Origin of the sequence: Actinomadura sp. K4S16, assembly GCF_008327685.1 — a bacterium.
Taxonomy (GTDB): Bacteria; Actinomycetota; Actinomycetes; order Streptosporangiales; family Streptosporangiaceae; genus Spirillospora.
The window spans coordinates 297,356-321,464 of the sequence record NZ_BDDE01000012.1; the positions used below are offsets into that span (position 1 = coordinate 297,356).

The window sequence follows — 24,109 nt, forward strand, 5'->3', positions numbered from 1 at the left end:
TGGAGCCCACGACATGAGGGGAGAAAAGTCATGGGGGACGCAGTGAAGGCCGCGCACCGGGCGATGTGGGCGACGGGTGACTACCCGGCGCTGGCGGACGAGGTGATCCCGGATCTGGGGGCGGAACTGGTCCGCGCCGCCGGGATCGGGCGCGGGCAGCGGGTGCTGGACGTCGCGGCGGGGGCCGGCAACGCCGCCATCGCGGCGGCGCTGGCGGGGGCGGACGTGGTCGCCAGCGACCTGACGCCCGAACTGCTCGACGCCGGGAAGGCGGCCGCGGCAGGGCTCGGCGCGAAGCTGGAGTGGCAGGTGGCCGACGCGGAGGCGCTGCCGTACGCGGACGGGGAGTTCGACGCGGTGCTGTCCTGCGTGGGCGTCATGTTCGCCCCGCACCACGAGGCCACCGCGGCCGAACTGGTGCGCGTCTGCCGGCCGGGCGGCACGATCGGGCTGCTCAACTGGACGCCGGAGGGCTTCATCGGCCGGATGTTCGGCGTGATGAAGCCGTACGCGCCGCCGCCCCCGCCGGGGGCGCAGCCGCCGCCGCTGTGGGGGAGGCCGGAGCACGTCCAGGCGCTGTTCGGCGAGCACGTCGCGGAGGTCGGCTTCCGGCGGGAGGCGCTGCGCGTCGACCTGTTCGAGAAGCCGGGCGACTTCCGCGACTACTTCAAGAGCCGCTACGGGCCCACGATCAGCGTCTACAACCGCATCGCGGACGACCCCGACAAGGTCGCCGCGCTGGACGAGGCCCTCGCCGACCTGGCCCGCGAACACGACCGCGGAGGGCCGACCCTGTCCATGGACTGGGAGTACCTCCTGGTGACGGCCCGCCGCGCGGGCTGAGGGGGGCCGGGCGCCGCCTCCGGGGCGCCCGTCGCGCAGGGAACCGTTCCGGAAAGGTCCGATCCAGAGAGGCGATCCAGAGAGAAAGGTCCCCGCGGCCGTGCCGCGGGGACCTTTCCATGTCCGGGTCGGTGGGAAAGCCGGGTCAGCCGGAGCTGCCGACCACGGCGCCGGCCCCGGCGGGCTCGGCGGGCAGCTCGGCGCGGTAGGTCTCGATCTTGGCGTTGAGCTTGGCGAGGCTGCGGCTGTAGTCGCGGCTGGACAGCCAGAACTTGTAGATGATGATCAGCTCGAAGGCCAGCAGGCCGACGCCGCTCAGGACCACCACGGGGATGATGGCGCCCGGCACGATCGCGGCGGCGATGGGGGCGACGATGAAGACGCCCATCTGGAACTCGATGCCGCTGATCAGGTGCGGGCGGATGCGGCCCGCCATGAGGACGTTGCGGATGCGGGCGTACCAGGGGAAGCGCTGGTTGAAGCCCGCCTGGAGGACGGCGATGTTGGGGTCGTCGCCGACGACGCGGTTCTCCGCGTCGGCCTCGGGGTCCTCGGTGAGCGCCTCGGCGGAGCGCAGGTCCTCGTCGGCGTCCGCGATCTCGCCGTTGGCGCGGCGGGCCGCGAGTTCGAGGGTCCTGGCCTCCTCGCGGGCCGCGTTGAGGGTCGTCCGCATCTGCGAGCGGACCTTGTAGATCTCCAGCGCGTCCATGTAGCGCAGCATGTCGAGGAAGACGACGCCGAGCGCCGTCCAGACGTAGGCGACGTTGCCGGTGGCGGCGTACTGTCCGGCCATCAGGGCGATCGCGCAGGCGAGGACGCGGACGCGGTCGAAGATGTAGTCGAGCCAGGCGCCGAAGACCGAGCCGGTGCCCTTCAGCCGAGCGATCTTGCCGTCCATGCAGTCGAGCGTGAACGACAGGTGGTACAGCAGCGCGCCGGCGAGCAGCCACGGCCAGGACGCGACGGCGAAGCAGGCGCCGGCGGCGAGGCCGAGGACGAGCGCGCCGACGGTGAGCTGGTTCGGCGTCACGCGCGTCCGGTTGGCCGTGAACTTCACCAGCCTGGCGGCGAGCGGGTCGACCAGCAGCACGGTCCACCAGGCGTCACGCGCCTTGTACGTCCGTTGCCGAACGTCGTCGAGCGTGAAGTTCGCCATGGGGTTCCTTTCGTTCGCGGAGCGGTCCGATGGTAGCGGCTGTCCGGTTCCGGTCACCGCTGATCTCCCGGATCGTGATCGTCCGGTCACATGTCGATCAATTTCCGGGGTATGCGACGCGGGGTGCGTGTGCGTTCCGTCCTGCCTCACCTCCCCTTCTTCGGAGTGCTCGCGGTCGCGGTCTGGATCCGGGCCCTCGCCGTCCTCGCCTATCCCGCGCCGCTGTGGTTCGGCGACTCGCCCGGCTATCTGCAGGCCGCCGTCGAGTTCCGGCCCGATCCGACCCGCCCCAGTGGATATCCGATGCTGCTGTGGCTGCTCAAGCCGTTCCGCAGTTTCACCGTGATGGTGTCCGTGCAGCACGCGATCGGGATCCTCACCGGCGTTCTGGTGTACGTCCTGGTCTGGCGTGCGGGGCGGGCGGCCCTGCCCGGCGCGGAGGCGGGAGGACGGCGGGCGTGGCTGCCCGGCGCGGTGGCGGCGCTCCTGACCGTCCCGGTGCTGGTCCCCGTGCACCAGGTCGCCCTGGAGCACATGCTCATGTCGGACTCGCTGTTCGCGTTCCTGCTGCTCGCCGCGGTCGCGGTCGTGCTGTGGCGGCGCCGGACGACCTGGTGGCTCGGCGCGGCGGCGGGGATCCTCACGGCGGGGGCGGCCCTCACCCGGACGGCGGGCGTCCCCCTGATCGCCCTGATCCTGGCGGCTATGGCGATCAGACGGGCCGGCTGGAGGGCCTGCGCCGCCGCCGCGGCGGCGTTCGTCCTCCCGGTCGCCGGCTACGTCTTCTGGTTCCACGCGGAGTACGGCCAGTACAAGCTCGCCAAGGCCGACCAGGTGTTCCTGTACGGGCGCACCGCCGCGTTCGCCGACTGCCGGGTCATCAAGCCCCGGCCCGAGCTGGCGGTCATGTGCCCCAAGCGCAGCGATCCGCGGATCTCCAAGTCGTTCTCGGTGATGTGGACGCCCGACTCCCCGTTCCGCCGCATCCCCGGCTGGGTCTACGGCGACGAGGGCAACAGGCTCGCGGGCGAGTTCGCGTGGGCCGCGATCAGGGCGCAGCCCGCCGACTACGCGGAGGTCGTCGTCAGGGACACGCTGCGGGCTTTCGCCTGGCACCGGCAGCCTTACCCCACGCCGTGGACGTGGCTCCAGTACGAGTTCCCCGAGGGCGAGGCGTGGAGCGACAAGCAGGCCCGCCTCGCCCGGCACTACGGCCCGGACGGCGAGACGCGGGTGGTCCGGCCGTGGGCGGGGCAGGTCCTCGCCTACCAGGACCGCGTGGTCATGCCCGGCACGATCCTCGGCGTCCTGCTGCTCGGCGGGCTCGCCGCGGCCGCGCCGCACGCGCGTTCGGAGGGGCGGTGGCGCCCGGGCCGGTCCGTGCGGCACTGGGCGACGGGCCCGCTGCTCCCGTGGGGGACGAGCCTGGCGCTGCTGGTGGTCCCCGCCGCTACCGCCGACTTCGACTACCGCTACGTCCTGCCCGCCGTCCCGTTCGCGTGCGTCGCGCTCGGCCTGGCCCTGTTCCCGCCGCTCCGCCCGCCGCGGGTGCCCGCACCGCGCGACGAGGACCGTCCGGCGCCCAAGGAGAAGGTCGACGCCTGAACCGCCCCGGAAGCCGTGCCGGAGGCCGGCCGCGCCTTCCGATGACTCCTACAGGCCTCGACCGGTCGTGCCGAAGACGCGGTCGACCGCACGGGACGCGGCCTGCCCGTCGTCCAGGGGGCAGAAACGCGCCACGAAGTCCTTGTAGCGGTCGCGATACCCGGCGGTGGCCGCCTCGACGTCGCGGACCGCGTCGACGAGGTCGCCGGAGGTCTCCAGGAGCGGCCCGGGGGCCTCGGCCTCGAAGTCGAAGTAGAAGCCACGCAGCCGGTCCCGGTAGTCGGCCAGGTCGTAGGTGAAGAACAGCATGGGCCGGCCGGTGTTGGCGTAGTCGAACATCACCGACGAGTAGTCGCTGATCAGCATGTCGGAGATCAGGTACAGCTCGGTGATGTCGGGATAGGCCGACACGTCCCGGACGAAGCCGTGCTCGTCCTCGCGGACGCCGTCCACGACGTTGGTGTGCAGCCGGACGAGCAGGACGTGGTCGTCGCCGAGCGCGGCGCGGGCCCGCTCCAGGTCGATCCGCATGTCGAACTTGTAGCGGCCCCGGCTGTAGTACTGGTCGTCCCGCCACGTCGGCGCGTACAGCACGACCCGCTTGCCCTCGGGGATGCCGAGCCGGGCCCGGACCCGCTCGGCGACCGTCCCCGCCTCCGGGCTGTGCAGCAGGTCGTTGCGGGGGTAGCCGACCTCCAGCATCTCGCCCCTGAACGCGAACGCGCGGCGGAAGATCTCCGTGCTGAACGGGTTGGGGGACACCAGGTGGCTCCACTCGGGCACGGCGGGCCCGGGGTCCTTCGTCCGCGACTGGAGTGCCCTCTTCATGCCGGGCGCGTAGGCGAAGTGCACCTCCTTGATGTCGCCGCCGATCTTCTTCAGCGGCGTGCCGTGCCAGGTCTGCACGACGACCTGGTCCGGGTGCCGCCGGAACGCGTCGCCCAGCCGGTGGTTCGTCACGATGTAGCGGGACGTGGCGAGCGCCTCGTGCCACTCCCTGCCTTGGAGCCGGACGGCCCGCAGCGTGTCCGGCAGCTCCACCTGCGCGTCGTTGACCACCCAGAGCTGCTCCAGGTCCGAGCCGCGGCGCACCAGCTCCTCGTGGACGGCCTTCGGGCTGTCGGAGTACTGCCGCCCGCTGAAGCAGGAGAACAGGACCGCGTCGCGGAGCCCGTCGCGGTCGACGCGGCGGCGCGCCTCCTCCCGGTGCCTGGTGCCGGCGCTCTTCTCCTCCGGCGACACGTCGCCCGTCACGGCCAGGGCGAGCAGCCCGTCGCGCGCCTCCAGCGCGTAGCCGCGCCGCGCGACCTCCAGCGGCTCGGGCAGGTCCCGCTGCGCCTCCGGCGACAGCCGGACGGTCAGCGCGCGCCCGCCCGGGGGCCGGAACAGCACGTCCCAGCGTCCGGGGCGCAGCGGCAGGACGCCCGCGACGCCGGGCACGGCCGCGACCGGGACCTCCGCGCGCAGCGCGCCGGAGGCCGGGTCGGCGACGAGGTCGAACGCGTGCTCCTTGCGGTGCCATCGGCCGCGCAGCACGACCTGCCCGCTCCCGTGACGGCCCTCCGCGTGAGGGCCGTCCGTGAGCGCGGGGTGCGTCGCGGTCAGGACCAGGGTCCCGTCCGGGCGCCAGGCGCAGCCGTCGACGGTGAGCCGCGCCGTGGTGCGCCGGACGCGCAGGTAGCCGCCGGGTCCGCGCCCCGCGGCGACCTCCAGCGGGCCGAACGCGCGCTGGACGTCCGCGACCCCTTCGGCGAGCACCAGCGGCCGGCCCGCGGCGCGGACCGCCCAGTCGCGGGTGTCGTCGATCTCCTCCGGGGGCGGCGGGGCCCCTTCGAGGGACTCCGGGTCGACGCGGGCGGCGTACCGGCCGCCGCTCGCGGTGACCGGGACGGCGATGCTCTCGTCGCCGAGCGCCAGCTCCAGCTCGCCCGGCGGCTCGTCCGCCTCCACCTCGATCACCAGCTCGCCGCCGTCCCAGCGCAGCGCGACGGCCGCCGCCCGGACCCGCTCGACCTCGATGACGAGGCGGTCGTCGTCGATCCGCGGGACGACGCGCACGCCGTCCGCGACGTAGCGGTACGGCGGCTGGGCCCCGGTGCCGGACCTGCCGCCGCGCAGCGGCCCCCGCCGGAACACGCCGGCGGCCAGCACCGACGCCTCGACGGTCCAGACGCCCTCGACCCACCTCCCGTGATGGCGGAGCCGTCCGACGTCGAAGTCGAACGCGAAGCCGGACCAGCCGGACCGCTTGCCCGGCGCCGGCGTCTGCCGGGCCCGCGCGAGGAGCGCCCGTCCGGCCGTCCGCAGCGTCATCGCCTTCACCGACGTCCAGCGGCGCCGCATGCCGACCGAGTTGATGTAGGCCTCGCCGGTGACGGTGAGCCGGTCGCCGTCCCAGCCGACCGCGTGGACCCGGCCCCGCATCCGCAGCTCGTCGCGGGCCCGGTAGACCTCGCGCGGGACGGCGACCTTGGGGTCCTTCCAGTACGGGTAGACGACGTACCGGCGCAGCGGGTCGCGGACGATCGCCGGGGAGGCCTTGCCCCGCTCGTAGCGGACGACCTTCACCAGCTCGGTGGTGTGGCCCGCGGCGGCGAGATGCCACTTCAGCCGGGTCAGCGCGGGCACGTCGGCGAGCAGCTTCGCGGGCAGCCCGGCCATGTAGCCGGCGGCCTGCGCGACGACCTGCTCGCGCTCGTCGGCGGGCAGGTCCGGCAGCGCGTCCAGGAACACCCGCAGCTCCTCGGCCGCCGCGAGCGCCTGGAGCCGCCGCCGCGACCGGGCGTGGCCGTGCTCGCCGAGCCAGGCGGCGGCGAGGGCGACGGCGGCGAACCCGTCCGCGATCTCCTGTGCCTCCGTCGTCGCCGGGAACCGCTCGCCCCGGCGGCGCAGGACGACGTCGGGCAGCACGTCGACGCCCGTCGCAACATGCAATGCCTGGAGCGCGGGGAGCAGGTCCTCGTACCGGCCGAGGTCGGGGAACTCCAGCCCGTGCGACGTCCAGAACGACCGCCGGAACAGCTTCCCGGAGAGGCCGCGTTCGCGGACGAGGTCGGGCGTGCGGCGCACGTCCGTGCCGGTGACCGGCGGGAGGGACGGCTCGACGGGGCGCCACGCGGCCGCCCGGTCCGTCCCGCGGCGTTCGGCCTCGCGGCCTACCGCGATGTCGGACCCGGACGACTCCAGCGCCTCGACCAGCGTCGCGGCGGCCTCCGACGGCAGCTCGTCGCCGCCGTCCACGAACAGCAGGAAGTCGCCCTCGCTCCCGGCGGCGCCGAGGCCGCGCGCCGCGCCCCGGCTTGGCGCGCCCTGCCGGACGACGCGGAACCGCTCGTCGGGCAGGACGGCCCCGGCGGCGGCGCCGGCGCCGTCGTCCACCACCAGCACCCGCAGGTCGGTGTGCGACTGGGCGGCGATCGAGGCGAGGGTTCCGGCGAGCGACTCCCCGGCCCCGTGCGCGAGCACGACGACACTGACCCTGCTGGCGGACAAGCGACCCACTCCTTCGGGGGTGACCGGGCATGACGGGGCGGTCGCCGGACGCCGCCGCGGCGGCGTCCGGCCGCGCGGCCTACCGCGGCGGGTTCGGGACCTTCTCGCCGAGGAACATGCGGCGGACGGCGCGCTCGGCCGCCTGCCCGTCGTCCCACGGGCAGAACCGCGCGCGGAAGTCGGCGAGGTCCTTCGCCGCCGCGTCGCTCCACGCGGACCGGGACGTGAACGCCTCGACCAGCTCGGCCTCGGTGGTGGCGACGACGCCGGGCGGGGTCTCCGTCAGGTCGAAGTTGACCCCGCGGGTGAGCCGGTAGGTCTCCCAGTCGTTGGCGTAGACCACGATCGGCCGGTCGAGGTTGGCGTAGTCGAACATGACCGAGGAGTAGTCGGTGAGCAGCGCGTCCGAGGCGATCGAGAGGTCCTCGACGGACGGGTGCCGGGACACGTCGATGACCCGGTCCTCCGGCCAGCCGAGGTCGGCCGCCATGTTCTTGATCTTGTAGTAGTAGTGCGCCCGCAGCAGCAGGACGTGCCCGTCGCCGAGCTGGTCCGCGACCCGCCCGATGTCGAACATGGGGGTGTAGCGGCGCTGGTAGTCGCGGTGCGTCGGCGCGTACAGGATCGCGGTCGCGCCGTCCGGGACGCCGAGCTCGGCGCGCAGCCGGGCGCGCTCGTCGCCGTCGGCCCGGACGAGCCGGTCGTTGCGCGGGTAGCCGATCTCCAGCATCTCGTAGTCGCAGGGGAACCCGCGCTCCCACGCCTCGGTCGACAGCGGGTTGGACGAGACGAGGTAGTCCCAGCGGTCCGACCGGGCGATGAGGGCCTTGAAGTCCATGTCGTTGGCGCCGACCGGGTACTCCATCTGGTCGAGACCCATCTTCTTCAGCGGCGTGCCGTGCTGCGTCATCATGTGGACCTGCCCCGGCCGCTTCACGTAGTTGTCGGGGAAGTTCACGTTGTTCACGAAGTACTTGGCGCGGGCCAGCGTCCGGTAGTACTCGGCGGAGCCGGCGACGACGAAGTCGACGCCCTCCGGCATCGTCCTGCGCGCGCGGGGCTTGACGATCCACACCGGGCGGATGTCCGGGGCCAGCTCCCGGACCTTCTCGTAGATCGCCGCCGGGTTGCAGGCGTACCCGCGGTACCAGTACGCGGCGAAGACGGCGAGGTCCTCCTCGACCGGGAGGCGCCGCTGCATCTGGTAGTAGCGCTCCTTGGCGAGCTCCTTGCCCAGCAGCACGCCGCGCTTGCGGATCTTGGCCGCCTTGCCGGCCCGGCTCCCGGCCTTGTCCTTGGCCTCGGCGGCCCGGACCCGCTCGTACCCGCGGAAGTCGCCCGCCTTGATCATCCGGTGCTTGTCGGCCAGGAACGGCTTGTCGTCCGGCGGGACGTGCCCGGCCGGCTCGTACTCGCCGTACGTCTTCGACATCTCCGCGAAGAAGCGGGCCTTCTCCGACCCGTGGACGCGGTCGGGCCGCTCCAGGATGACGAGCAGGTGCCAGATCGTCCGGTCGAACATCAGCGGGCGGAACGGGTCGGCCTTCGCCCCCATCCCGTCCATGAACTCGAAGATGCGGTCGTACTGCGCGAACGCGTCGAAGTGCTTCGCGCTCGCGGTCTTGGTGATCGCGCCGCGGCGGCGCTGCCGGTAGATGTAGCAGACCCGGTCCAGCAGGCTGAGCCGCTCGGCGGCCATCAGGATCGGGTAGGTGACGTTGACGTCCTCGTAGTAGCCGCCGCTGAAGCGCAGCCCGAGGTCGAGCAGGAACTCCCGGCGGATCGCCTTGTTCCACGCCGTCATCATCATCTCGAGGACGCTCTGCCGCTCGGCGAGGGTGAACACGTCCGGCGCGGGCGGCTCGCGGAACAGGTCGTTGATGATGCTGCGCTTGACCTTGCCGTTCCAGTAGGCCCGGGCGTAGTCGAACACCAGCACGTCGGGGCGGGTCTCGGCGAGGCGGTCGCAGATCGCCCGGACGGCGCCCTCGGTGGCGTAGTCGTCGCTGTCGAAGAACCAGACGTAGTCGCCCGTCGCCATGTCGAGCCCGATGTTGCGCGCGCGGCCGAGCCCGACGTTCTCGCCGAGGTGCCGGACCTTGACGCGCGGGTCGCGCTCGGCGAACTCGTCGAGGATCTCACCGCAGCCGTCCGGTGAGCGGTCGTCGACGGCGATGACTTCGAGATTGGGGAGATCCGGGTCGAGGATGGAATCAAGGCATTGCCTGATGTACCCCTGCACTTTGTGCACGGGCACGATGACGCTCAAAGAGATGTCGTGATCAGAGCTCACGCGAAGGCCAATCAACTACTCGGTGATTCTGGACTATACCCACAGGTCAGCGTTGAACCTCAGGTCCTGGCGGGGGCGGGGCGGAGGAGCCGCCGCGCGTCGGGCTCGACCGCCCACCGGGTGCACCGCCGCACGGGGGCGGTGGCGAGGACGACGCCGAGCGCGGCGGCGGCCACGGTGACCGAGACGATGCCGAAGGGGTTGTGCAGGACCGGCTCGTCCAGCACGCCGGTGTAGTCGAACGACTTCATGACGAGCCCGTGCAGCAGGTACACGTACATCGTCCGCGTCCCCATCTCGGTGTACCAGGACCGGCCGCGCGGGACGCACGCGAGGAAGGCGGCGCCGAGGAGAACGGCGAAGGCGAGGGCCACGAGCCGCCACATCATGCCTTCGGCGGTGCCGAAGCCCATGGCCTCGTAGCCCTGGTTCCAGTAGAGGAGACCGCTGTCGATCCTGGGGACGACCGTGCCGAGCTCCCAGACGTAGGCGACGGGGAGGGCGGCGGCCAGCACGGCGAGCCCGGCCCACCGCGCCCGGCCGGCGCGCAGCCGGCGCACGTGCTCCGGGTCGACGGTCAGCCCGAGGACGAAGAGCGGCAGCAGCCCGGCCGTGCGGCTGAGCGTGGAGTCGGCGGTGAACGCCCAGCTCCCGCCGACGAGGCAGAACGCCACCGAGACGGCCACCGGGTGGCGCAGGTGCCCCCAGAGCGGGGCGCTCAGCCGCCAGAACACGAGCGCCACCAGGAACCACATGAGGAAATGCGGCCGGAACAGCTCGCTCAGCCGGAATTCGACCCCGTTGAGAAGGACCAATTGCGCCCGGTAGAGCAGGATGAAGATCACATAGGGGACGACCAGCGTGGGCAGGACGCTCCGGAACTTGTCCGTCGAACGCATGAATCCGCGTGAGAAATAGCCGGATACAAAGACGAAGACCGGCATGTGGAAGGCGTACAGGACGACATACGCGGCGTGCGCCGCGCGGCTGTCGCCGAACTGGGACCAGAAGTGGCCGACCACGACCAGGACGGCCGTGAAGAACTTGGCGTTGTCGAAGTACGCGTCCCGAGCGCGCGGAGCGGGCTTCGGCGCCGCCGCGTCCGGGGCGGCCGCGGTCGGCGCGCTCCCGGCGTCCGGACCGGGTGCACCGGCCGTGAGCGGCGCGTCGGGCGCGGGGCGCGGGCCGGGGACGGGAGGCGCGGCGGGCAGGGGAGCGACGGGCATGGGAGCGGTGGGCATGGGGGGCGCGGCGGGTATGGGAGGTGCGGTGGGTGCGGCTAGCGCACTGCCCGTGGCGGGAGGCGTACTGCCCGTGGCGGGAGGCGGCGTGGGGAGGACGTCGGTCATATCTCCGGGGGGTTCGGGCCTCAGGGGGGAGCGGGCCGGGTGTTCAGCGGGAGCGCGCGGGCCTTCTCAGGGGGGTGAAGACCCACGTCATCTTCGGTTCCAGCGCCCAGCTCATCGTCCGGACGACGGGGGCGGAGCACAGGAACGTTCCGACCACCAGGGCGCCGGCGACCACGATGACGACCCCGAGCGGGGTGTGCATCCAGTCGGCGCCCCACCAGCCGGTGAAGTTGAGCAGCCGGGTGACGAACCCGTGCAGCAGGTAGGCGTAGAGCGTGTAGGCGCCGAGCTTGGTGTACCAGTGCTCACGGCGCGGGACGAGGCTGAGGAACGCGGCGACGAGCACGACCGCGGCGGCGAACATCGCGAGCCGCATCAGGGTGCCGGCGAAGTTGCCGACGCCGAGCGCGAAGTGCGGGTGCTTCCAGTAGATCCAGTCCCGCGACATGTGGTTCATGACGAGGTAGGAGCCGGCGAGGCCGGCGGCGAGCACCGCCGCGCCGATCGGCCGCGCGGCCGGCCGCTTCAGCAGCTCGAAGTGCGCCGGCTTCAGCGTGAGGCCGAGCACGTAGAAGGGCAGCAGCCCGATCACCCGGTGGATGTCGAACGTCCCGCCGAGGTCGCTCATGTACGACAGCAGCGCGAACACCGTCGCCACGGCGAGCGGCCAGCGGATCTGCTGCCAGACCGGCGTGGAGAGCCGCCACATGAACAGCGCGCACAGGAACCACGTCAGGTAGTACGGGTTCAGCAGGCTGATCTCGAGGTGGTTGCGGCCCGCGAGCCAGTCGTACAGCGAGTAGGCGAACTCGAACACCACGTACGGCACCCCGACGTTGGTGATGAGCTTGCGCGCCTTGCCGCCGGCGAACGTCCAGTTCCGGGAGAAGTAGCCGGTGATCACGATGAACAGCGGCATGTGGAACATGTAGACGAACAGGTAGAGCCCCTTGGCCATCGGGACGTTCAGCAGGTTGGCCAGGGAGTGTCCCGCCACCACCAGCAGGATCGCGAAGTACTTCGCGTTGTCGAAGAACGGGTCGCGCACCTTGCGCGCGGGGCCCTGCGGCGCCGCCCCGCCGGAGGAGGCGGTGCCCGCGGATCCGGGCGCCCCCGCCGCGGGGGGCGCCGCCGGGTCCGTGGACGACGGCCGTTCGTCTCGCTGTGCCGCGTCGGCCCCCGAGGGCCTGGTGGTGTAGGTCATACGGCTGCCCGGTCAGGTCTCCTTGCAGATGTCGTCGCTGGCGCGGATCTCACCCTGCTGCTTCGGGATGCCGCTGCCGGCGCTCTTGAGTTTCGTCCAGTCGCGTCCGACGACCAGGTCGACGACGCCCGGCGTGCCGCCCGTGGTGCGCGCCGCGGCCTGCGGGTTGCTCGGGATCAGCGCGGTCAGGGTCTGGGCCTGCTGGTCGGCACCGGAACCGTACATCACCTTGGTGACGGCGGTGGGGGAGGGGGCGTTCCCGCCGACCGTGACCTGGAAGCCCTGCGACTCCAGGTCGGTGGCGACGCGCCCGGCCTGCCCGTCGATGCCGCTGCCGTTGTAGACCCGCACGCGCACCTGGCTCGGCGGGATCTTCGTGGCGCCCGGCTTGGGCTCCTTCGGTACGGTCTTGTCGTTGCGGACGGCGGCGAAGAACGGCTGGGCGTTCGGGGTGAGCGCCACCCGGTTCGGGTCGAGCGGGTCGGGCCCGGAGGGGACGGTCACGAAGCGCAGCTTGCCGGAGGTCATGCCCTGCATCTCCTGGCCGATGTCCATCATGACCTGCGGCGTCAGCTCCTTGTCGGTGGTGAGCGACTTGGTCACGGCGTTCATCAGCTGGAGCATGCGCCGGGGGTTGCTGAGCACGCCCGCGCTCATCGCCTTGCTGGCGAGCGCGCCCATGAACTTCTGCTGGCGCTTGATGCGGTCGGTGTCGGAGCCGTCGCCGAGGCCGTGCCGGACGCGCACGTACGCCAGCGCCGTCTCACCCTTGATCACGTGCTTGCCCCTGCTCAGCCTGAGCTTGGACTTGGGGTCGTTGACGTCCTTCGGCAGGCACACCGGCACGCCGCCGACGGCGTTGGTGATGGACTTGAACCCGTTGAAGTCGACCTGCATGAAGTGGTCGATGCGGATGTTGGAGATGCTCTCGATCGTCTTGATGACGCAGGCCGCGCCGCCGTTGCTGAACGCCGAGTTGATCTGCGCGCGGGTCTGGGCCGGGATCACCCCGCCCTTGCGGCTCTTGCAGGAGGGCATCCGGACCATCAGGTCGCGGGGGAAGCTGATGCCCATCGCCTGGCCGCCGCCGGGGGACAGGTGCAGCAGGATCATCGTGTCCGAGCGCGGCACCTCGTTCTTCAGCGAGCGGCCGTACTTGGCGTTCGCGCCCTCGCGGGTGTCGGACCCGAGCATCAGGATGTTCATCGCGCTGTTCAGCTTCTTCGGCCGGTTGGGGCCGAGCTGGGCGTTGACGTCCTCGTGCGAGATGTTCCCGAACGCCTGGCGGTACAGGCCGTACGCGGTGAGCGAACCGACCACCATGACCGCCGACAGTCCGATGCACACCCAGCCGAGGATGCGCCAGCCGCGTCGCGGCGCCGGCTGCGGGTCGGCGTCGTCGACGTACTCCATGTACATCGGGTTGCTGTTCATCGGCTCCGAGGTCCGGGGGTATGGGCGGTTCCGGGGGTCCGGGGGCCGTTCCCCGGCTGGGGGCGGCCCGTGGGCTCATGGTTCGAACGGACGGGACGAGGGCAAAGGGAAGCGTAGGTCAGGGGAGGCGGTACGGGGAGCCGGATTCCGCATTCGGTCCGGACGTACCGGCCACCACCGTCACATGCTCCAGGGTCAGGCGACGATCTAGGGCGGCTTTGTCAAAGTTTCGTTGGATTATGACGGAAGCACCCGAGGCTAGTGGTGCGAGAAGACCGGTCAGTACCCCGTCGAGTGTGGCGAAGGACATGTCAACCAGGAGCCGGTCGCGGGCGTCCAGCTCCCATTTCTCAACGGCCCCGCGCGCCGCGCCCACCAGGTCCGCTCCGCTGAATGTGGTCTTTGTCACACTCAGCGCGGGCGCCTCCGGGGCCACACCGGGGGCGGTGAACCGGTCACCGTACGTGCGCACCTCCGCCGCGTAGTCGGTCACGCCGGGCGGGCAGTCGGCGAGCGGGCCGCCGAGCGCGTGCAGCGAGAGGCCGACGACCTCTTCGGCCCCTCCTGCGAGCACCTCGTCCGCGAGCACGTCGTCCAGCACCTCCTGCGCCGCCGCCAGGATGTACGGACCGGAGGCCCCGGCCGGTTCGGCGCCGCCCCGCCCGAACGCCTCGGGGTCGACCGGTTCGGCGACGAGCCCGGCCGACCAGCAGGCCATCAGCCACACCGCGGTCTGCCAGTGCGGCGGCAGGACCAGGACGACCCGGGTGCCCGGCTCGGCGGCGAGGCCGTCCACCAGGAAGTTGGCCGTCTTCGCCACCCAGTTGTCGAACGTCCGCGCGGACAGCTCGACGCGTTCGCCGCTCGCGTCGTCGTAGAAGGTGACCAGCGGTCGGGACGGGTCGCCGGCGACCCGCCGCCGCAGCAGCTCCGCGGGCGTGCCCGCGTCCCCGGCTTGTGCGCTCATGCTCCGAGCGTATGCCCGCATGATCGTCGTGGCGCCGCCACCGCCCCGGTGCCGCTACGCTCCGCACGGGTGAAGGACGCAACAGTGGCGGGCGCACGCCGTGGAGGCGAGCCGGCCGGCGCCGAGGAAGGCGACGGCGGGCACCGCGGCGCCGGAGCACGGGGCGGAACCATGGACGCTGGTCGGCTGCTCGCCCGGGCCACCGCGGCCCCGGCGCTGGTCGTCGTCGCGTGGCTGGCGGTGTCGCTGCCGCTGCTGATGGCGGGCGTCTTCCGCCCGGCCCCGGCGGTCGCGCTGTTCCTGCCCGTCGCGGCGCTGGTGCTGTGGCTCGGCCTGCGGTCCCGCCCCGGGAACGTTCCGGGCGGACGCTCGGAGGGCCCGCACCCGGGGCAGCGCTGGCCGGTGTGGTCGGTCTTCGCCGTCACCGCCGCGTTCCTGGTGCTCCAGATCGTCATGTGCTCGGAGCAGATCGTCGTCCGCCGCGACCCGGCGTCCTACGTCCAGTTCGCGACCTGGCTGGCCGAGCACGGGTCGCTGCCGATCCCGCTGATGGAGGGGGCGTTCGGGGGCGCGCACGGCGTCCTGCGCTTCGACAGCCCCGCCTTCTACCAGGACGGCGGGGCCGTCGTCCCGCAGTTCATGGCGGGATGGCCGCTGGTGCTGGCGCCCGCCGGATGGATCGGCGGCGCCCACGGGATGCTGCTCATGGCGCCGCTGCTCGGCGCGTGCTGCGTGCTGTCGTTCGCCGGGCTGGTCGCGCGCCTCGTCGGCCCCCGCTGGGCGCCCGCCGGGGCGCTGCTGCTCGCGCTGACGCTGCCGATGCTCTACGTCTCCCGCAACACGTTCAGCGAGCTGCCCGCCATCATCCTGCTGCTGGGCGGCCTGTCGCTGATGTACGACTCCCGCGAGGATTCCGGCGACGGCCGGGACGGGCGGGCCGCCGGCCTCAAGGCCTTCCTCGCCGGGGCGGCGCTCGGCCTGATCGTGCTCGTCCGCATCGACGGACTGCGGGACGTCCTGCCGGTGGTGGCGTTCGCGGGCCTGCTCATCGCGCGCCGGCGGACGGCGGGGTACTGGACGGCCGGGGGCCTGCTGCTCGGCGCGGGCGCCGGAGTCGTCGAGGGCTTCACGATGTCCCGGCCCTACCTGTCCTACCTGCGGTCGTCGCTCGTCCCGCTGGCGGCCATCGCCGCGGCGGTGCTCGTCCTGACCGTCCTCATGGCGGCCGCGCTGCGGTGGGACCGGACGGGGACCCGGCTGCGCCGCGCTGGCGCGGCGGTCGCGCGCGGCCGGGCGCCCGGCGCCGCCGCCGTCCTCACCGTGCTGGTGCTGGTGGGCTTCGCGGTCCGGCCGCTGGTGCAGACCGTCCGCCGCCCGCCCGCGACCCGGGACGACGAGCTGAACGTCCGGTTCATCGAGATGGTCCAGAAGATCCAGCACCTTCCGGTGGACGGCACCCGGCAGTACTCCGAGCTGTCCCTGTACTGGGTCGTCTGGTACATCGGCGTCCCCGCGCTGCTGTTCGCCGCGGTGGGCGCGGCGCTGCTGGTGCGGCGGCTGCTGCGCGGGCAGTCGCCGGAATGGCTGCTGCCCTTCGCGATGGTCGTGTGGACGACCGCGCAGGTGCTGGTGCGGCCCGGCATCACCCCCGACCACCCGTGGGCGTCCCGCCGGCTGATCGGCCTCGTCATCCCCGGCGTGCTGCTGTTCACGGTGTTCGCCTCGGCCTGGGCCGTCCGGCGCGTCCGGCGGCTCGGGTACGGGCCGAAGGCGGCGCGGGCGTGCGCGGTCGCCGGCGTCGCGCTGATGCTCGTGCCCGTCGTGCTGACGTCCGGCGGCTACCTGGTCACGCGCACCGAGCAGGGCGAGGTCGCCGCGGTGGACGGGATGTGCCGCTCCCTGCGGCCGGGCGCCTCGGTCGTGGTGGTCGAGCAGGCCACCGCCGACCGGTTCCTCCAGGTCGTCCGCGGGATGTGCGGGCTGCCCGCCGCCCGCACGACCGGCGCCGCGTCGCGCGACGACGTGCAGGGCGTCGTCGCCGGGGTGTACCGGGCCGGGCGGCGCCCGGTGATCATGGCTTCGAGGCCCGACCAGGTCGCCCCCTACGGGACGCCGCGGCGGGTGCTGCACGTGGTGACGCGGCAGGACGGGCGCACCCTCACCGGCCCGCCCGGCGGGACCTGGGGGCTGACCATGGACGTGTGGACGGCCGAGCCCGCGCGGCCGTAGTGGCCGCCGATGCGCGCGGGGGCGAGTATCCTCGCGCTGCGTGAGCACCCAGTCTGTCGAGCCGACGCCCCAGCCGCCCGCCGATGTGGAGCCCGCGTCCGAACCCGCGCCCGCGCCCGATCCCGTCCCCGCGCCCGGTCCCGCGCCCGCCGCGGTCGACGCGTCCGACGCCGTGCACGTCACGATCGTCCTGCCGTGCTACAACGAGCAGGACCACGTGATCGACGAGGTCGAGCGCATCTGCAAGGCGATGGACGCCAGCGGCAAGACCTACGAGCTGCTGGCCGTCGACGACTGCTCGACGGACGCGACGCTCGCCCGGCTGGAGGAGGCGGCGCCCCGCTTCCCGAACATGCGCATCATGGCGTTCCAGCACAACAGCGGGTCGGGCACCGTCCGGCGCATCGGCTCGCAGCAGGCCCGCGGCGACATCGTCGTGTGGACGGACGCCGACATGTCCTACCCCAACGAGCGGATCCCGGAGCTGGTCGAGGTCCTCGACACCGACCCGGCGGTCGACCAGGTCGTCGGGGCGCGCACGACCGAGGAGGGGACGCACAAGGCACTGCGGGTGCCCGCCAAGTGGTTCATCCGCAAGATCGCCGAGCGGCTCACCAACACCAGGATCCCCGACCTGAACTCGGGGCTGCGCGCGTTCCGCCGCGAGGTGTCGCTGCCGTACCTGCGGCTGCTGCCGCCCGGGTTCTCCTGCGTCACGACGATCACGATCGCGTTCCTGTCGAACCAGCACCCGGTCCGGTACATGCCGATCGACTACGCCAAGCGGGCCGGGAAGTCGAAGTTCCACTTCACCAAGGACGCCTACCGCTACATCCTGCAGGTGCTGCGGATGGTCATGTACTTCAACCCGCTCAAGGTGCTGATGCCGCCCGCGCTGTGGCTGATCGTGATCGGGCTGCTCAAGGGCGTGTTCGACATGGTGGTGCACTTCGGCTACTTCGCCAACAACACCATCATGATCTTCGTGACGGGGCTGATCATCGCGTCGCTGGCGCTGCTGGCCGACCTGATCGTCCGTTCCCGCGGCGACGTCTAGCGGCATGCGCGTCGCGATCGTCGGGCCCGCGTTCCCCTACAAGGGCGGCGGCGCCCGGCACACCACCGAGCTGGCGCACCGGCTGGCGGCGGCGGGCCACGACGTCGTCATCGAGTCGTGGCGGGCCCAGTACCCCTCGTTCCTGTACCCGGGGCAGCAGACGATCTCCGAGCCGGAGGGGGAGCCGTTCCCCGGGACCCGGCGCCGGCTCGACTGGCGCCGCCCCGACGGCTGGTGGCGCACCGGCCGCGCGCTGCGGTCGAGCGACCTGGTCGTCCTGGTGGTGCTGAGCACCGTCCAGGTGCCGTCCTACCTCGGGATCCTCGCCGGCCTCCGCGGCCGGACCCCGGTGGTGGCGCTGTGCCACAACGTCCTGCCGCACGAGCGCAAGCCGTACGACGAGCCGCTGATGCGGCGCCTGCTGCGGAAGGTCGACGGGGTGCTCGTCCACACCGAGGCCCAGGCGGAGCTGGCGCGCACGCTCACGGGGCGGCCCGTGCGGGTCGCGGAGATGGCCGCGCACCTGCCGACGGCCACCGCCGCCGCGCCCGGTGACGGGAAGGTCCGCCGGCGGCTGCTGTTCTTCGGGATCGTCCGCCCGTACAAGGGCCTGGACGTCCTGCTCCGGGCCCTCGCCGAAGGCCCGGACGACGTCGCGCTGACCGTCGCGGGGGAGTTCTGGGGCGGCCTCGACGAGACCCGCGAGCTGATCCGCTCGCTGGACCTGACCTCACGGGTGGAACTGCGGCCCGGCTACGTGCCCGCCGCCGATGTTCCGGGACTCTTCGCCGCCGCCGACGCGCTCGTCCTGCCGTACCGGACGGCGACCGCGTCACAGAACGTCTGGATGGCCCACGAGCAGGGGCTACCGGTGATCGCAACCGATGTGGGGGGCTTCACGTCCCAAATCCGCGACGGCGTCGACGGCCTGATCTGCCGACCGGACGACGTTGCGTCCCTCGCCTCAGCCCTGCGCCGCTTCTACGAGCCAGGCGAGCCGGAGCGTCTCCGCTCCGGCGTGCGCCCGGTCGACCACGGCCCGCTGTGGGCCGCCTACCTCGACGCCCTGACCGGGAACTGACCACCGCTACCGGGCAGGCGGCGGCGGGCCCGCGCAGGTGATGATCGGTGCGGGGTCTGCCGGTCGGGGTATCAGGCGGCCAGGGTGAGGGGCACGGTGAGGCCGGGCGGCCCGGCGCATCCAGGGCGGTCCCCGCTGTAACCGAAAACCCTTACAGCCGTCCCATCCACTAGTAATGTTGTGGTCATGCGGACGGCATACAAGTGCCGGGCCTACCCTGACCCCGACCAGGCCGCCCTCTTCAACAACTTCGCGGTGACCTCGGACGGGGAGCGCATCGCCAACCCCCGCCACTTGGAGAACAAGCAGCGCAACCTGGCCCGGTACCAGCGGCGCATGGCCCGCAAGCGGCCCGGCAGCAGCAACCGGCGCAAGGCCAAGATCAAGATCGCCAGGGCCTGCCGCAAGGTCCGCGACGCCCGCACCGACTTCCTGCACCGCACCAGCACCGCCCTAGTCGGCAGGGCGGACGTCATCGTGATCGAGGACCTCGCCGTCGCCAACATGGTGAGGAACCGCAAGCTCGCCAAGGCGATCTCCGATTGCGGGTGGGGTGAGTTCCGCCGCCAATTGGAGTACAAGGCCGAACGGGCCGGACGGACCCTGGTGGTGATCGACCGGTGGTACCCCTCGTCCAAGACCTGCTCGGCCTGCGGGCATCTGCTCGCCGAGCTGAGCCCGTCGACCCGGCGCTGGACGTGTCCGGGCTGCCGCACCCGGCACGACCGGGACATTAATGCGGCCAAGAACATCCTTGCGGCTGGTCGAGCCGCAGCCAGGGGAGACCCCGGCGATGTCTGTGGAGCTGATGTCAGACGGCAGGGGCCCTCCCCTTCCGCAGTCGGCTGCGAAGCAGAAACCCCTACGGCGCGAGCCGTAGGACCCCCCTCCCACCCTGGAGGGGAGGAAGTCAAAGGTGCGGTTCGATGACCTTCATCAGGGCGCGCTTCGGCTTGGCGCCGACGATCTGCTCCACGACCTCGCCGTTCTTGAGGAGCAGCAGGGTCGGCAGGCCCATGACGCCGTACTTGCCCGGCGTCTGCGGGTTCGCGTCGTAGTCCATCTTCGCGATCTTGATCTTGCCGTCCTGCTCCTGCGCGATCTGCTCCAGGATCGGAGCGATCATCCGGCACGGCCCGCACCAGTCGGCCCAGAAGTCGACCAGTACGGGAGTGTCGCTGCTCAGGACCTCGTCCGCGAACGTCGCGTCGGTCACGGTGATCGGGGCCGTCACGGTCCCTCCTTCGTAGGCTGCGCGCCCGTCGTGGGCTGCGTACCGGTCACAAGTTCCTCCGGCCGCGGTTCATTCCCGGCGGCCGGGGCCGTCCTGCCGAGCAGGAGCGCGACGCCCGCGTTCAGGAGGTCGGCGGCGGTCAGCAGCACCCGGGACGCGATCGCGACCACGACCGGGGCGCCCGCCGGGAGCACCGGCGTCAGCACGACCGTCAGCGCCGCCTCCCGGGCCCCGATGCCGCCCGGCGCGATGAAGACGAGGAAGCCGGCGACGAACGCCAGCGCGTACGCCCCGGTCGCCAGGAACGGCAGCCCCTTGCCGTCGCCGCCCACGGCCGCGCACAGCAGCCAGGTGTGCACGCCGAACAGGGCCCAGCCGAGGACCGTCCACCCGACGGCCCTGAGCGTCGCGCCCAGGCTGACCGGGTGCTCCAGCGGCGGCCGCCGCACGAGCCTGAGCAGCACGCCCAGCGCCCAGCTCACGATCTTCGGGTGGAGCATCACCAGCAGGACGGGCGCCAGCAGGAACAGCCACCAGTACTCCCGGCGCGCCGCCGCGGACGTCAGCGGCAGCGTCACCGCCGCGACCGCGAGCCCGCACGAGGTGGACGTCGCGACCGCCAGCAGCGTCGAGCCGAAGCTGCGCTCGGGCGGCACCTTGTGCTCGCGCGTCATCTCGATCTGGGTGACCAGCGCCCACACCTTGCCCGGGACGTACTTGCCGAGCTGGCTGATCCCCGAGATCCGGAAGATGGCCCGCACCGGCAGCGGCGAACCGAGCCCGGCGAGGAACTCCCGCCAGCCGAGCATCCAGACGAAGAGCCCCGCCAGCCCCGCGGCGAGCGCCCCGGCGAGCGCGGCCCACGACATCTGCTGGAACGCGTCCACCGTCGCGTCCCACTGGGACGCCACGCTGTAGCCGCAGAACGCGAGCGCGAGCAGGACCAGGAGCACGCGCAGGCCCCGGACGGCGACGACCTTCATCTTCACGCGCCCAGCGTAGGCGAACGTGACCTCGCGGCCGTCCGATCGGCCTAGAGTTGGGGGGCGATGAAGATTTCGGATGTGGTCGCCTTCATGGGGCACCAGGTGCACGTGTGCCGGTACCGCGAGGCGGGGACGCTGCTCGACTGGATGGGGCGCGACCTGCGCGGCAAGCGGGTCCTCGACGTCGCGGGCGGTGACGGCTACTGGGCCGGCCGCGCGCGCCGGCGCGGCGCCGACGCCGTCTCGATCGACCTGGCCCGCGGCAAGATGGTCTACGGGCGGACGCTCGCGCACGCCCCCGCGCTGGTCGAGTGCGACGCGCTGCGGCTCCCGTTCGCGGACGGCTCGTTCGACGCGGTCCTGTCGGTCTGCGCGATCGAGCACTTCGACGACGGCGGCAGGTCGCTGGACGAGATGGCGCGGGTCCTCAAGCCGGGCGGTGAGATCTTCATGTCCGCCGACGTGCTGAGCCGCGCCGACGCCTGGCCGAAACTGCGCGACGCGCACAAGGCCAAGTACCACGTCCAGCACACCTACACCCACGACAGCCTGAGCAAGCTGATGGACGAGCGCGGCCTCGACCTCGTCCGGTACAGCTACCAGTTCCGCACCGCCGCCACCGAGCGCCTCTACCTGTCGCTTTCCACCTACGGGGGCAAGGTCGGCTTCAACGCGGCCGCCCCGCTCACCCCCCTCGTCGCCCTCGCCGACCGGACGGCCCCGAACGAGCGCGGCAGCATCGTTCTGGTCCGGGCCCGAAAAAGATAGAAATGGGCAAAGGCCGGGGCGCGTAAGAGGTGATCGTGTGGGGAGGGCCCCTCACGATGAATCGCGTGGAACGAGATCCGGCGAGTGCGCGCCCTCCGGGCGTACGCTCGAAGAGTAAAGAGTGATCTACGCCACCGCGCTGGATGGGGGAGTGGACCGTGGCGCCTCGGATTCTGCTCGACGCCACCGCCGTGCCTGCCGACCGCGGCGGGCTCGGCCGGTATGTGGACGGGCTGCTGTGCGCCCTGCACCGGCAGGGCGCCGACCTCGCCGTAGCCTGCCAGCGCGCGGACGCCAAGCGCTACGAGGGCCTCGTGCCCGGCGCGCAGGTGGTCGCGGGCCCCGCGACGCTCTCGCACCGCGCCACCCGGCTGGCCTGGGAGCAGTCCGGCCTGCCGCACGTGGCCGCGCGCGTCGGCGCGGAGGTCATCCACCTGCCCACCTACACGATGCCGGTGAGCGCGGGGCTGCCGACCGTGGTGACGATCCACGACGTGACGCTGTTCGCCGAGCCCGAACTGCACGACCCGGTGCGCACCTCCTACATCAAGTCGGCGACCCGCACCGCCGCCCGCCGCGCGACGCGGCTGATCGCCCCGTCCCGCGCGACGCGCGACGAACTGGTCAGCCTGCTCGGCGCCGACCCGTCCCACATCGACGTCGCCTACCACGGCGTCGACCACGAGGTCTTCCACCGCCCGTCCGAGGCGGAGGTCAAGCACGTCTCCGACCGCCTCGGCCTGCACGGCCGCCCCTACGTCGCCTACCTGGGCGCGCTGGAGCCGCGCAAGAACGTCCCGAACCTGATCCGCGGCTGGGTGAAGGCCTGCGCCGGGCGCGAGGACGCCCCGGCGCTCGTGCTCGCGGGCAGCGGCGGCTGGGACGACGAGGTCGACGCGGCCCTCGCCACCGTCCCCCTGGAGCTGCGCGTCCTGCGCCCCGGCTACCTGCCCTGGCCGGCCCTGCCCGGGTTCTTCGGCGGCGCCCTGGTCGTCGCGCTCCCGAGCCGCGGCGAGGGCTTCGGGCTGCCCGTCCTGGAGGCCATGTCCTGCGGCGCGCCCGTCCTCACCACCCACCGCGGGCCGCTCCCCGAGGTCGGCGGCGACGCGGTCGCCTACACCGAACTCGACCCGGACGGCATCGGCTCCGCCCTCGCCGCCCTGATCGACGACCCGGCGCGCCGCGCCGAGCTGGCCGAGGCCGCCCACGCCCGCTCCGAGCGGTTCTCCTGGTCGGCGTCCGCGGAGGCGCACATGGCCTCCTACCAGCGGGCCGTGGAGCAGTACGCGAAGGCCCGCACCCACTAGGCTCGCTTCCAACCCGGCGAAAGGAACCGAGTGGAAGCGATCCTCCTGGTGGGCGGTCAGGGCACCCGCCTGCGCCCCCTGACGATCTCCACGCCGAAGCCCCTGCTCCCCACCGCCGGGGTGCCCCTGCTGGAGCACCAGCTGGTGCGTGCGCGCGACGCGGGCGTGACTCGCATCGTGTTCGCGACGTCGTACCGGGCGGAGATGTTCAGCGAGGCCTTCGGCGACGGCGGGCGGCTCGGCCTGGACATCGTCTACGTGACCGAGGACGAGCCGCTCGGCACCGCAGGCGCGATTCGCAACGCTTCCACCGCCCTGGAATGCGACGCCGACAGTCCCGTCCTGGTCCTGAACGGCGACATCCTGTCCGGGCATGACATCCCCGCTCAGGTCGCCGCGCACGAGAAGGGCGAGGCGGCGGTCACCCTCCATCTGACGCTCGTGGACGACGCCCGCCGCTACGGCTCGGTGCCCACGTCGCCGGACGGGCGGGTAATGGATTTCGTGGAGAAGTCACCGAACCCTCCGACGAACCAGGTCAATGCAGGCTGCTATGTCTTCCGCCGCTCCGTGATCGGCAGCATCCCCGCCGGGCGGGTCGTCTCGGCGGAGTACGAGACCTTTCCCCAACTGCTCGCGGCGGGCGAACCGGTCTGCGGTTACGTCGAGGCCGCGTACTGGCTGGACGTCGGGACCCCGGCCGCGTTCGTCCGGGGCGTCAACGACCTGGTCCTCGGCACCCTGCCGTCCCCTGTCGTCGAGGTGGACGGGAGCGGCGTCCTTCTCTTGGAGAACGCTTCTGTCGCCTCCACGGCCCGGGTCGACGGCGGCACCTCGGTCGGCGCCGGAGCGCGGATCGGCGCCGAGGCCACCGTCGAGTCGAGCGTCCTGTTCGATGACGCGGTGATCGAACAGGACGCCCGTGTCGTACGCTCCGTGGTCGGCCGCGGTGCCCGCATCTGCTCCGGAGCCGTCCTGGAAGACTGCGTCATAGGCGACGGCGTGACCGTGCGCTCCGGAAACCAGCTGCTCAACGGCGCCCGCGTCTGGCCGAACACAGAACTCCCGCCGACTGCGATCCGCTTCTCAGCCGAGTAGCCGCGT

The 24,109-nt window shown here is 72.3% G+C and carries 18 protein-coding genes; 9 read left to right on the forward strand and 9 right to left on the reverse strand.

The genetic code is table 11. The features are described 5' to 3' along the window. The first annotated feature begins 30 nt into the window (after nt 1-30). Complete coding sequence (locus tag K4S16_RS12765; RefSeq protein WP_200841841.1) at nt 31-843, forward strand: class I SAM-dependent methyltransferase; 813 nt, start codon at nt 31-33, stop codon at nt 841-843. A 145-nt stretch (nt 844-988) separates the two neighbouring features. Here K4S16_RS12765 and K4S16_RS12770 read toward each other — a convergent pair whose 3' ends face one another. Then, nucleotides 989-1,999: a CDP-alcohol phosphatidyltransferase family protein gene (locus tag K4S16_RS12770; protein WP_149259117.1), complete on the reverse strand. Its 1,011-nt coding sequence runs from the start codon at nt 1,997-1,999 to the stop codon at nt 989-991. Nucleotides 2,000-2,122: 123 nt separating this feature from the next. On the opposite strand from K4S16_RS12770, the gene K4S16_RS44300 reads away from it, so the two are divergent. Continuing rightward, entirely contained in the window at nt 2,123-3,604 is a 1,482-nt protein-coding gene (locus tag K4S16_RS44300) for a hypothetical protein (protein WP_160160895.1), read from the forward strand. Between the two features lie 48 nt (nt 3,605-3,652). Here the strand turns inward: K4S16_RS44300 and K4S16_RS12780 are convergent, their stop codons facing one another. From K4S16_RS12780 to K4S16_RS12805, 6 genes are all read right to left on the reverse strand, one after another. Then, nucleotides 3,653-7,096, reverse strand: coding sequence for a bifunctional glycosyltransferase family 2 protein/CDP-glycerol:glycerophosphate glycerophosphotransferase (locus K4S16_RS12780; protein WP_160160896.1), 3,444 nt, complete (start codon nt 7,094-7,096; stop codon nt 3,653-3,655). 79 nt (nt 7,097-7,175) lie between these two features. Next, nucleotides 7,176-9,389 (reverse strand): bifunctional glycosyltransferase family 2 protein/CDP-glycerol:glycerophosphate glycerophosphotransferase, encoded by a 2,214-nt coding sequence (locus K4S16_RS12785; protein ID WP_308800791.1) that lies wholly within the window; start codon nt 9,387-9,389, stop codon nt 7,176-7,178. Between the two features lie 59 nt (nt 9,390-9,448). Then, nucleotides 9,449-10,615, reverse strand: a complete 1,167-nt coding sequence (locus K4S16_RS12790) for an acyltransferase family protein (protein WP_149259119.1) — start codon at nt 10,613-10,615, stop codon at nt 9,449-9,451. A gap of 166 nt (nt 10,616-10,781) precedes the next feature. Next, nucleotides 10,782-11,942, reverse strand: coding sequence for an acyltransferase family protein (locus K4S16_RS12795; protein ID WP_149259120.1), 1,161 nt, complete (start codon nt 11,940-11,942; stop codon nt 10,782-10,784). A gap of 12 nt (nt 11,943-11,954) precedes the next feature. Continuing rightward, on the reverse strand, nt 11,955-13,376 hold the full coding sequence (locus tag K4S16_RS12800) for an LCP family protein (RefSeq protein ID WP_149259121.1): 1,422 nt from the start codon (nt 13,374-13,376) through the stop codon (nt 11,955-11,957). A gap of 118 nt (nt 13,377-13,494) precedes the next feature. After that, nucleotides 13,495-14,343, reverse strand: a complete 849-nt coding sequence (locus tag K4S16_RS12805; protein WP_149259122.1) for a TIGR03089 family protein — start codon at nt 14,341-14,343, stop codon at nt 13,495-13,497. Between the two features lie 171 nt (nt 14,344-14,514). Here K4S16_RS12805 and K4S16_RS12810 point away from each other — a divergent pair, with 171 nt between their 5' ends. The 4 genes from K4S16_RS12810 to K4S16_RS12825 all read left to right on the forward strand — a co-directional run bounded on the left by K4S16_RS12810 (nt 14,515) and on the right by K4S16_RS12825 (nt 19,640). Then, entirely contained in the window at nt 14,515-16,572 is a 2,058-nt protein-coding gene (locus tag K4S16_RS12810; protein ID WP_149259123.1) for a hypothetical protein, read from the forward strand. 40 nt (nt 16,573-16,612) lie between these two features. Continuing rightward, nucleotides 16,613-17,629 carry a glycosyltransferase family 2 protein gene (locus tag K4S16_RS12815; protein ID WP_375708329.1) on the forward strand — a complete coding sequence of 339 codons (1,017 nt, stop codon included), beginning with the start codon at nt 16,613-16,615 and terminating at the stop codon, nt 17,627-17,629. Nucleotides 17,630-17,633: 4 nt separating this feature from the next. Next, on the forward strand, nt 17,634-18,710 hold the full coding sequence (locus K4S16_RS12820; RefSeq protein ID WP_149259124.1) for a glycosyltransferase family 4 protein: 1,077 nt from the start codon (nt 17,634-17,636) through the stop codon (nt 18,708-18,710). 186 nt (nt 18,711-18,896) lie between these two features. Continuing rightward, nucleotides 18,897-19,640, forward strand: a complete 744-nt coding sequence (locus K4S16_RS12825; protein WP_235036761.1) for a transposase — start codon at nt 18,897-18,899, stop codon at nt 19,638-19,640. Here the strand turns inward: K4S16_RS12825 and trxA are convergent. Continuing rightward, the gene (gene trxA, locus K4S16_RS12830) at nt 19,621-19,944 is read right to left on the reverse strand and encodes a thioredoxin (RefSeq protein WP_149259125.1); all 324 of its coding nucleotides are present in this window, start codon (nt 19,942-19,944) and stop codon (nt 19,621-19,623) included. The genes K4S16_RS12825 and trxA overlap by 20 nt on opposite strands. After that, nucleotides 19,941-20,927: a lysylphosphatidylglycerol synthase transmembrane domain-containing protein gene (locus K4S16_RS12835; protein ID WP_149259559.1), complete on the reverse strand. Its 987-nt coding sequence runs from the start codon at nt 20,925-20,927 to the stop codon at nt 19,941-19,943. The genes trxA and K4S16_RS12835 overlap by 4 nt, the downstream gene beginning before the upstream one ends. Before the next feature lie 66 nt (nt 20,928-20,993). Here K4S16_RS12835 and K4S16_RS12840 point away from each other — a divergent pair, with 66 nt between their 5' ends. From K4S16_RS12840 to K4S16_RS12850, 3 genes are all read left to right on the forward strand, one after another. Next, nucleotides 20,994-21,698 carry a class I SAM-dependent methyltransferase gene (locus K4S16_RS12840; protein WP_149259126.1) on the forward strand — a complete coding sequence of 235 codons (705 nt, stop codon included), beginning with the start codon at nt 20,994-20,996 and terminating at the stop codon, nt 21,696-21,698. A gap of 158 nt (nt 21,699-21,856) precedes the next feature. Continuing rightward, entirely contained in the window at nt 21,857-23,005 is a 1,149-nt protein-coding gene (locus K4S16_RS12845; RefSeq protein ID WP_149259127.1) for a glycosyltransferase family 1 protein, read from the forward strand. 30 nt (nt 23,006-23,035) lie between these two features. After that, nucleotides 23,036-24,103 (forward strand): sugar phosphate nucleotidyltransferase, encoded by a 1,068-nt coding sequence (locus tag K4S16_RS12850; protein WP_149259128.1) that lies wholly within the window; start codon nt 23,036-23,038, stop codon nt 24,101-24,103. The last annotated feature ends 6 nt before the right edge of the window (nt 24,104-24,109 follow it).

Excerpts from the sequence above, each read along its gene's own strand:
- K4S16_RS12765 (WP_200841841.1), top strand. The coding sequence starts at position 31 with ATGGGGGACGCAGTGAAGGCCGCGCACCGGGCGATGTGGGCGACGGGT.
- K4S16_RS12770 (WP_149259117.1), bottom strand. The coding sequence starts at position 1,999 with ATGGCGAACTTCACGCTCGACGACGTTCGGCAACGGACGTACAAGGCG.
- K4S16_RS12790 (WP_149259119.1), bottom strand. The coding sequence starts at position 10,615 with ATGCCCGTCGCTCCCCTGCCCGCCGCGCCTCCCGTCCCCGGCCCGCGC.
- K4S16_RS12795 (WP_149259120.1), bottom strand. The coding sequence starts at position 11,942 with ATGACCTACACCACCAGGCCCTCGGGGGCCGACGCGGCACAGCGAGAC.
- K4S16_RS12800 (WP_149259121.1), bottom strand. The coding sequence starts at position 13,376 with ATGAACAGCAACCCGATGTACATGGAGTACGTCGACGACGCCGACCCG.
- K4S16_RS12805 (WP_149259122.1), bottom strand. The coding sequence starts at position 14,343 with ATGAGCGCACAAGCCGGGGACGCGGGCACGCCCGCGGAGCTGCTGCGG.
- K4S16_RS12810 (WP_149259123.1), top strand. The coding sequence starts at position 14,515 with ATGGACGCTGGTCGGCTGCTCGCCCGGGCCACCGCGGCCCCGGCGCTG.
- K4S16_RS12820 (WP_149259124.1), top strand. The coding sequence starts at position 17,634 with ATGCGCGTCGCGATCGTCGGGCCCGCGTTCCCCTACAAGGGCGGCGGC.
- K4S16_RS12825 (WP_235036761.1), top strand. The coding sequence starts at position 18,897 with ATGCGGACGGCATACAAGTGCCGGGCCTACCCTGACCCCGACCAGGCC.
- K4S16_RS12835 (WP_149259559.1), bottom strand. The coding sequence starts at position 20,927 with ATGAAGGTCGTCGCCGTCCGGGGCCTGCGCGTGCTCCTGGTCCTGCTC.
- K4S16_RS12840 (WP_149259126.1), top strand. The coding sequence starts at position 20,994 with ATGAAGATTTCGGATGTGGTCGCCTTCATGGGGCACCAGGTGCACGTG.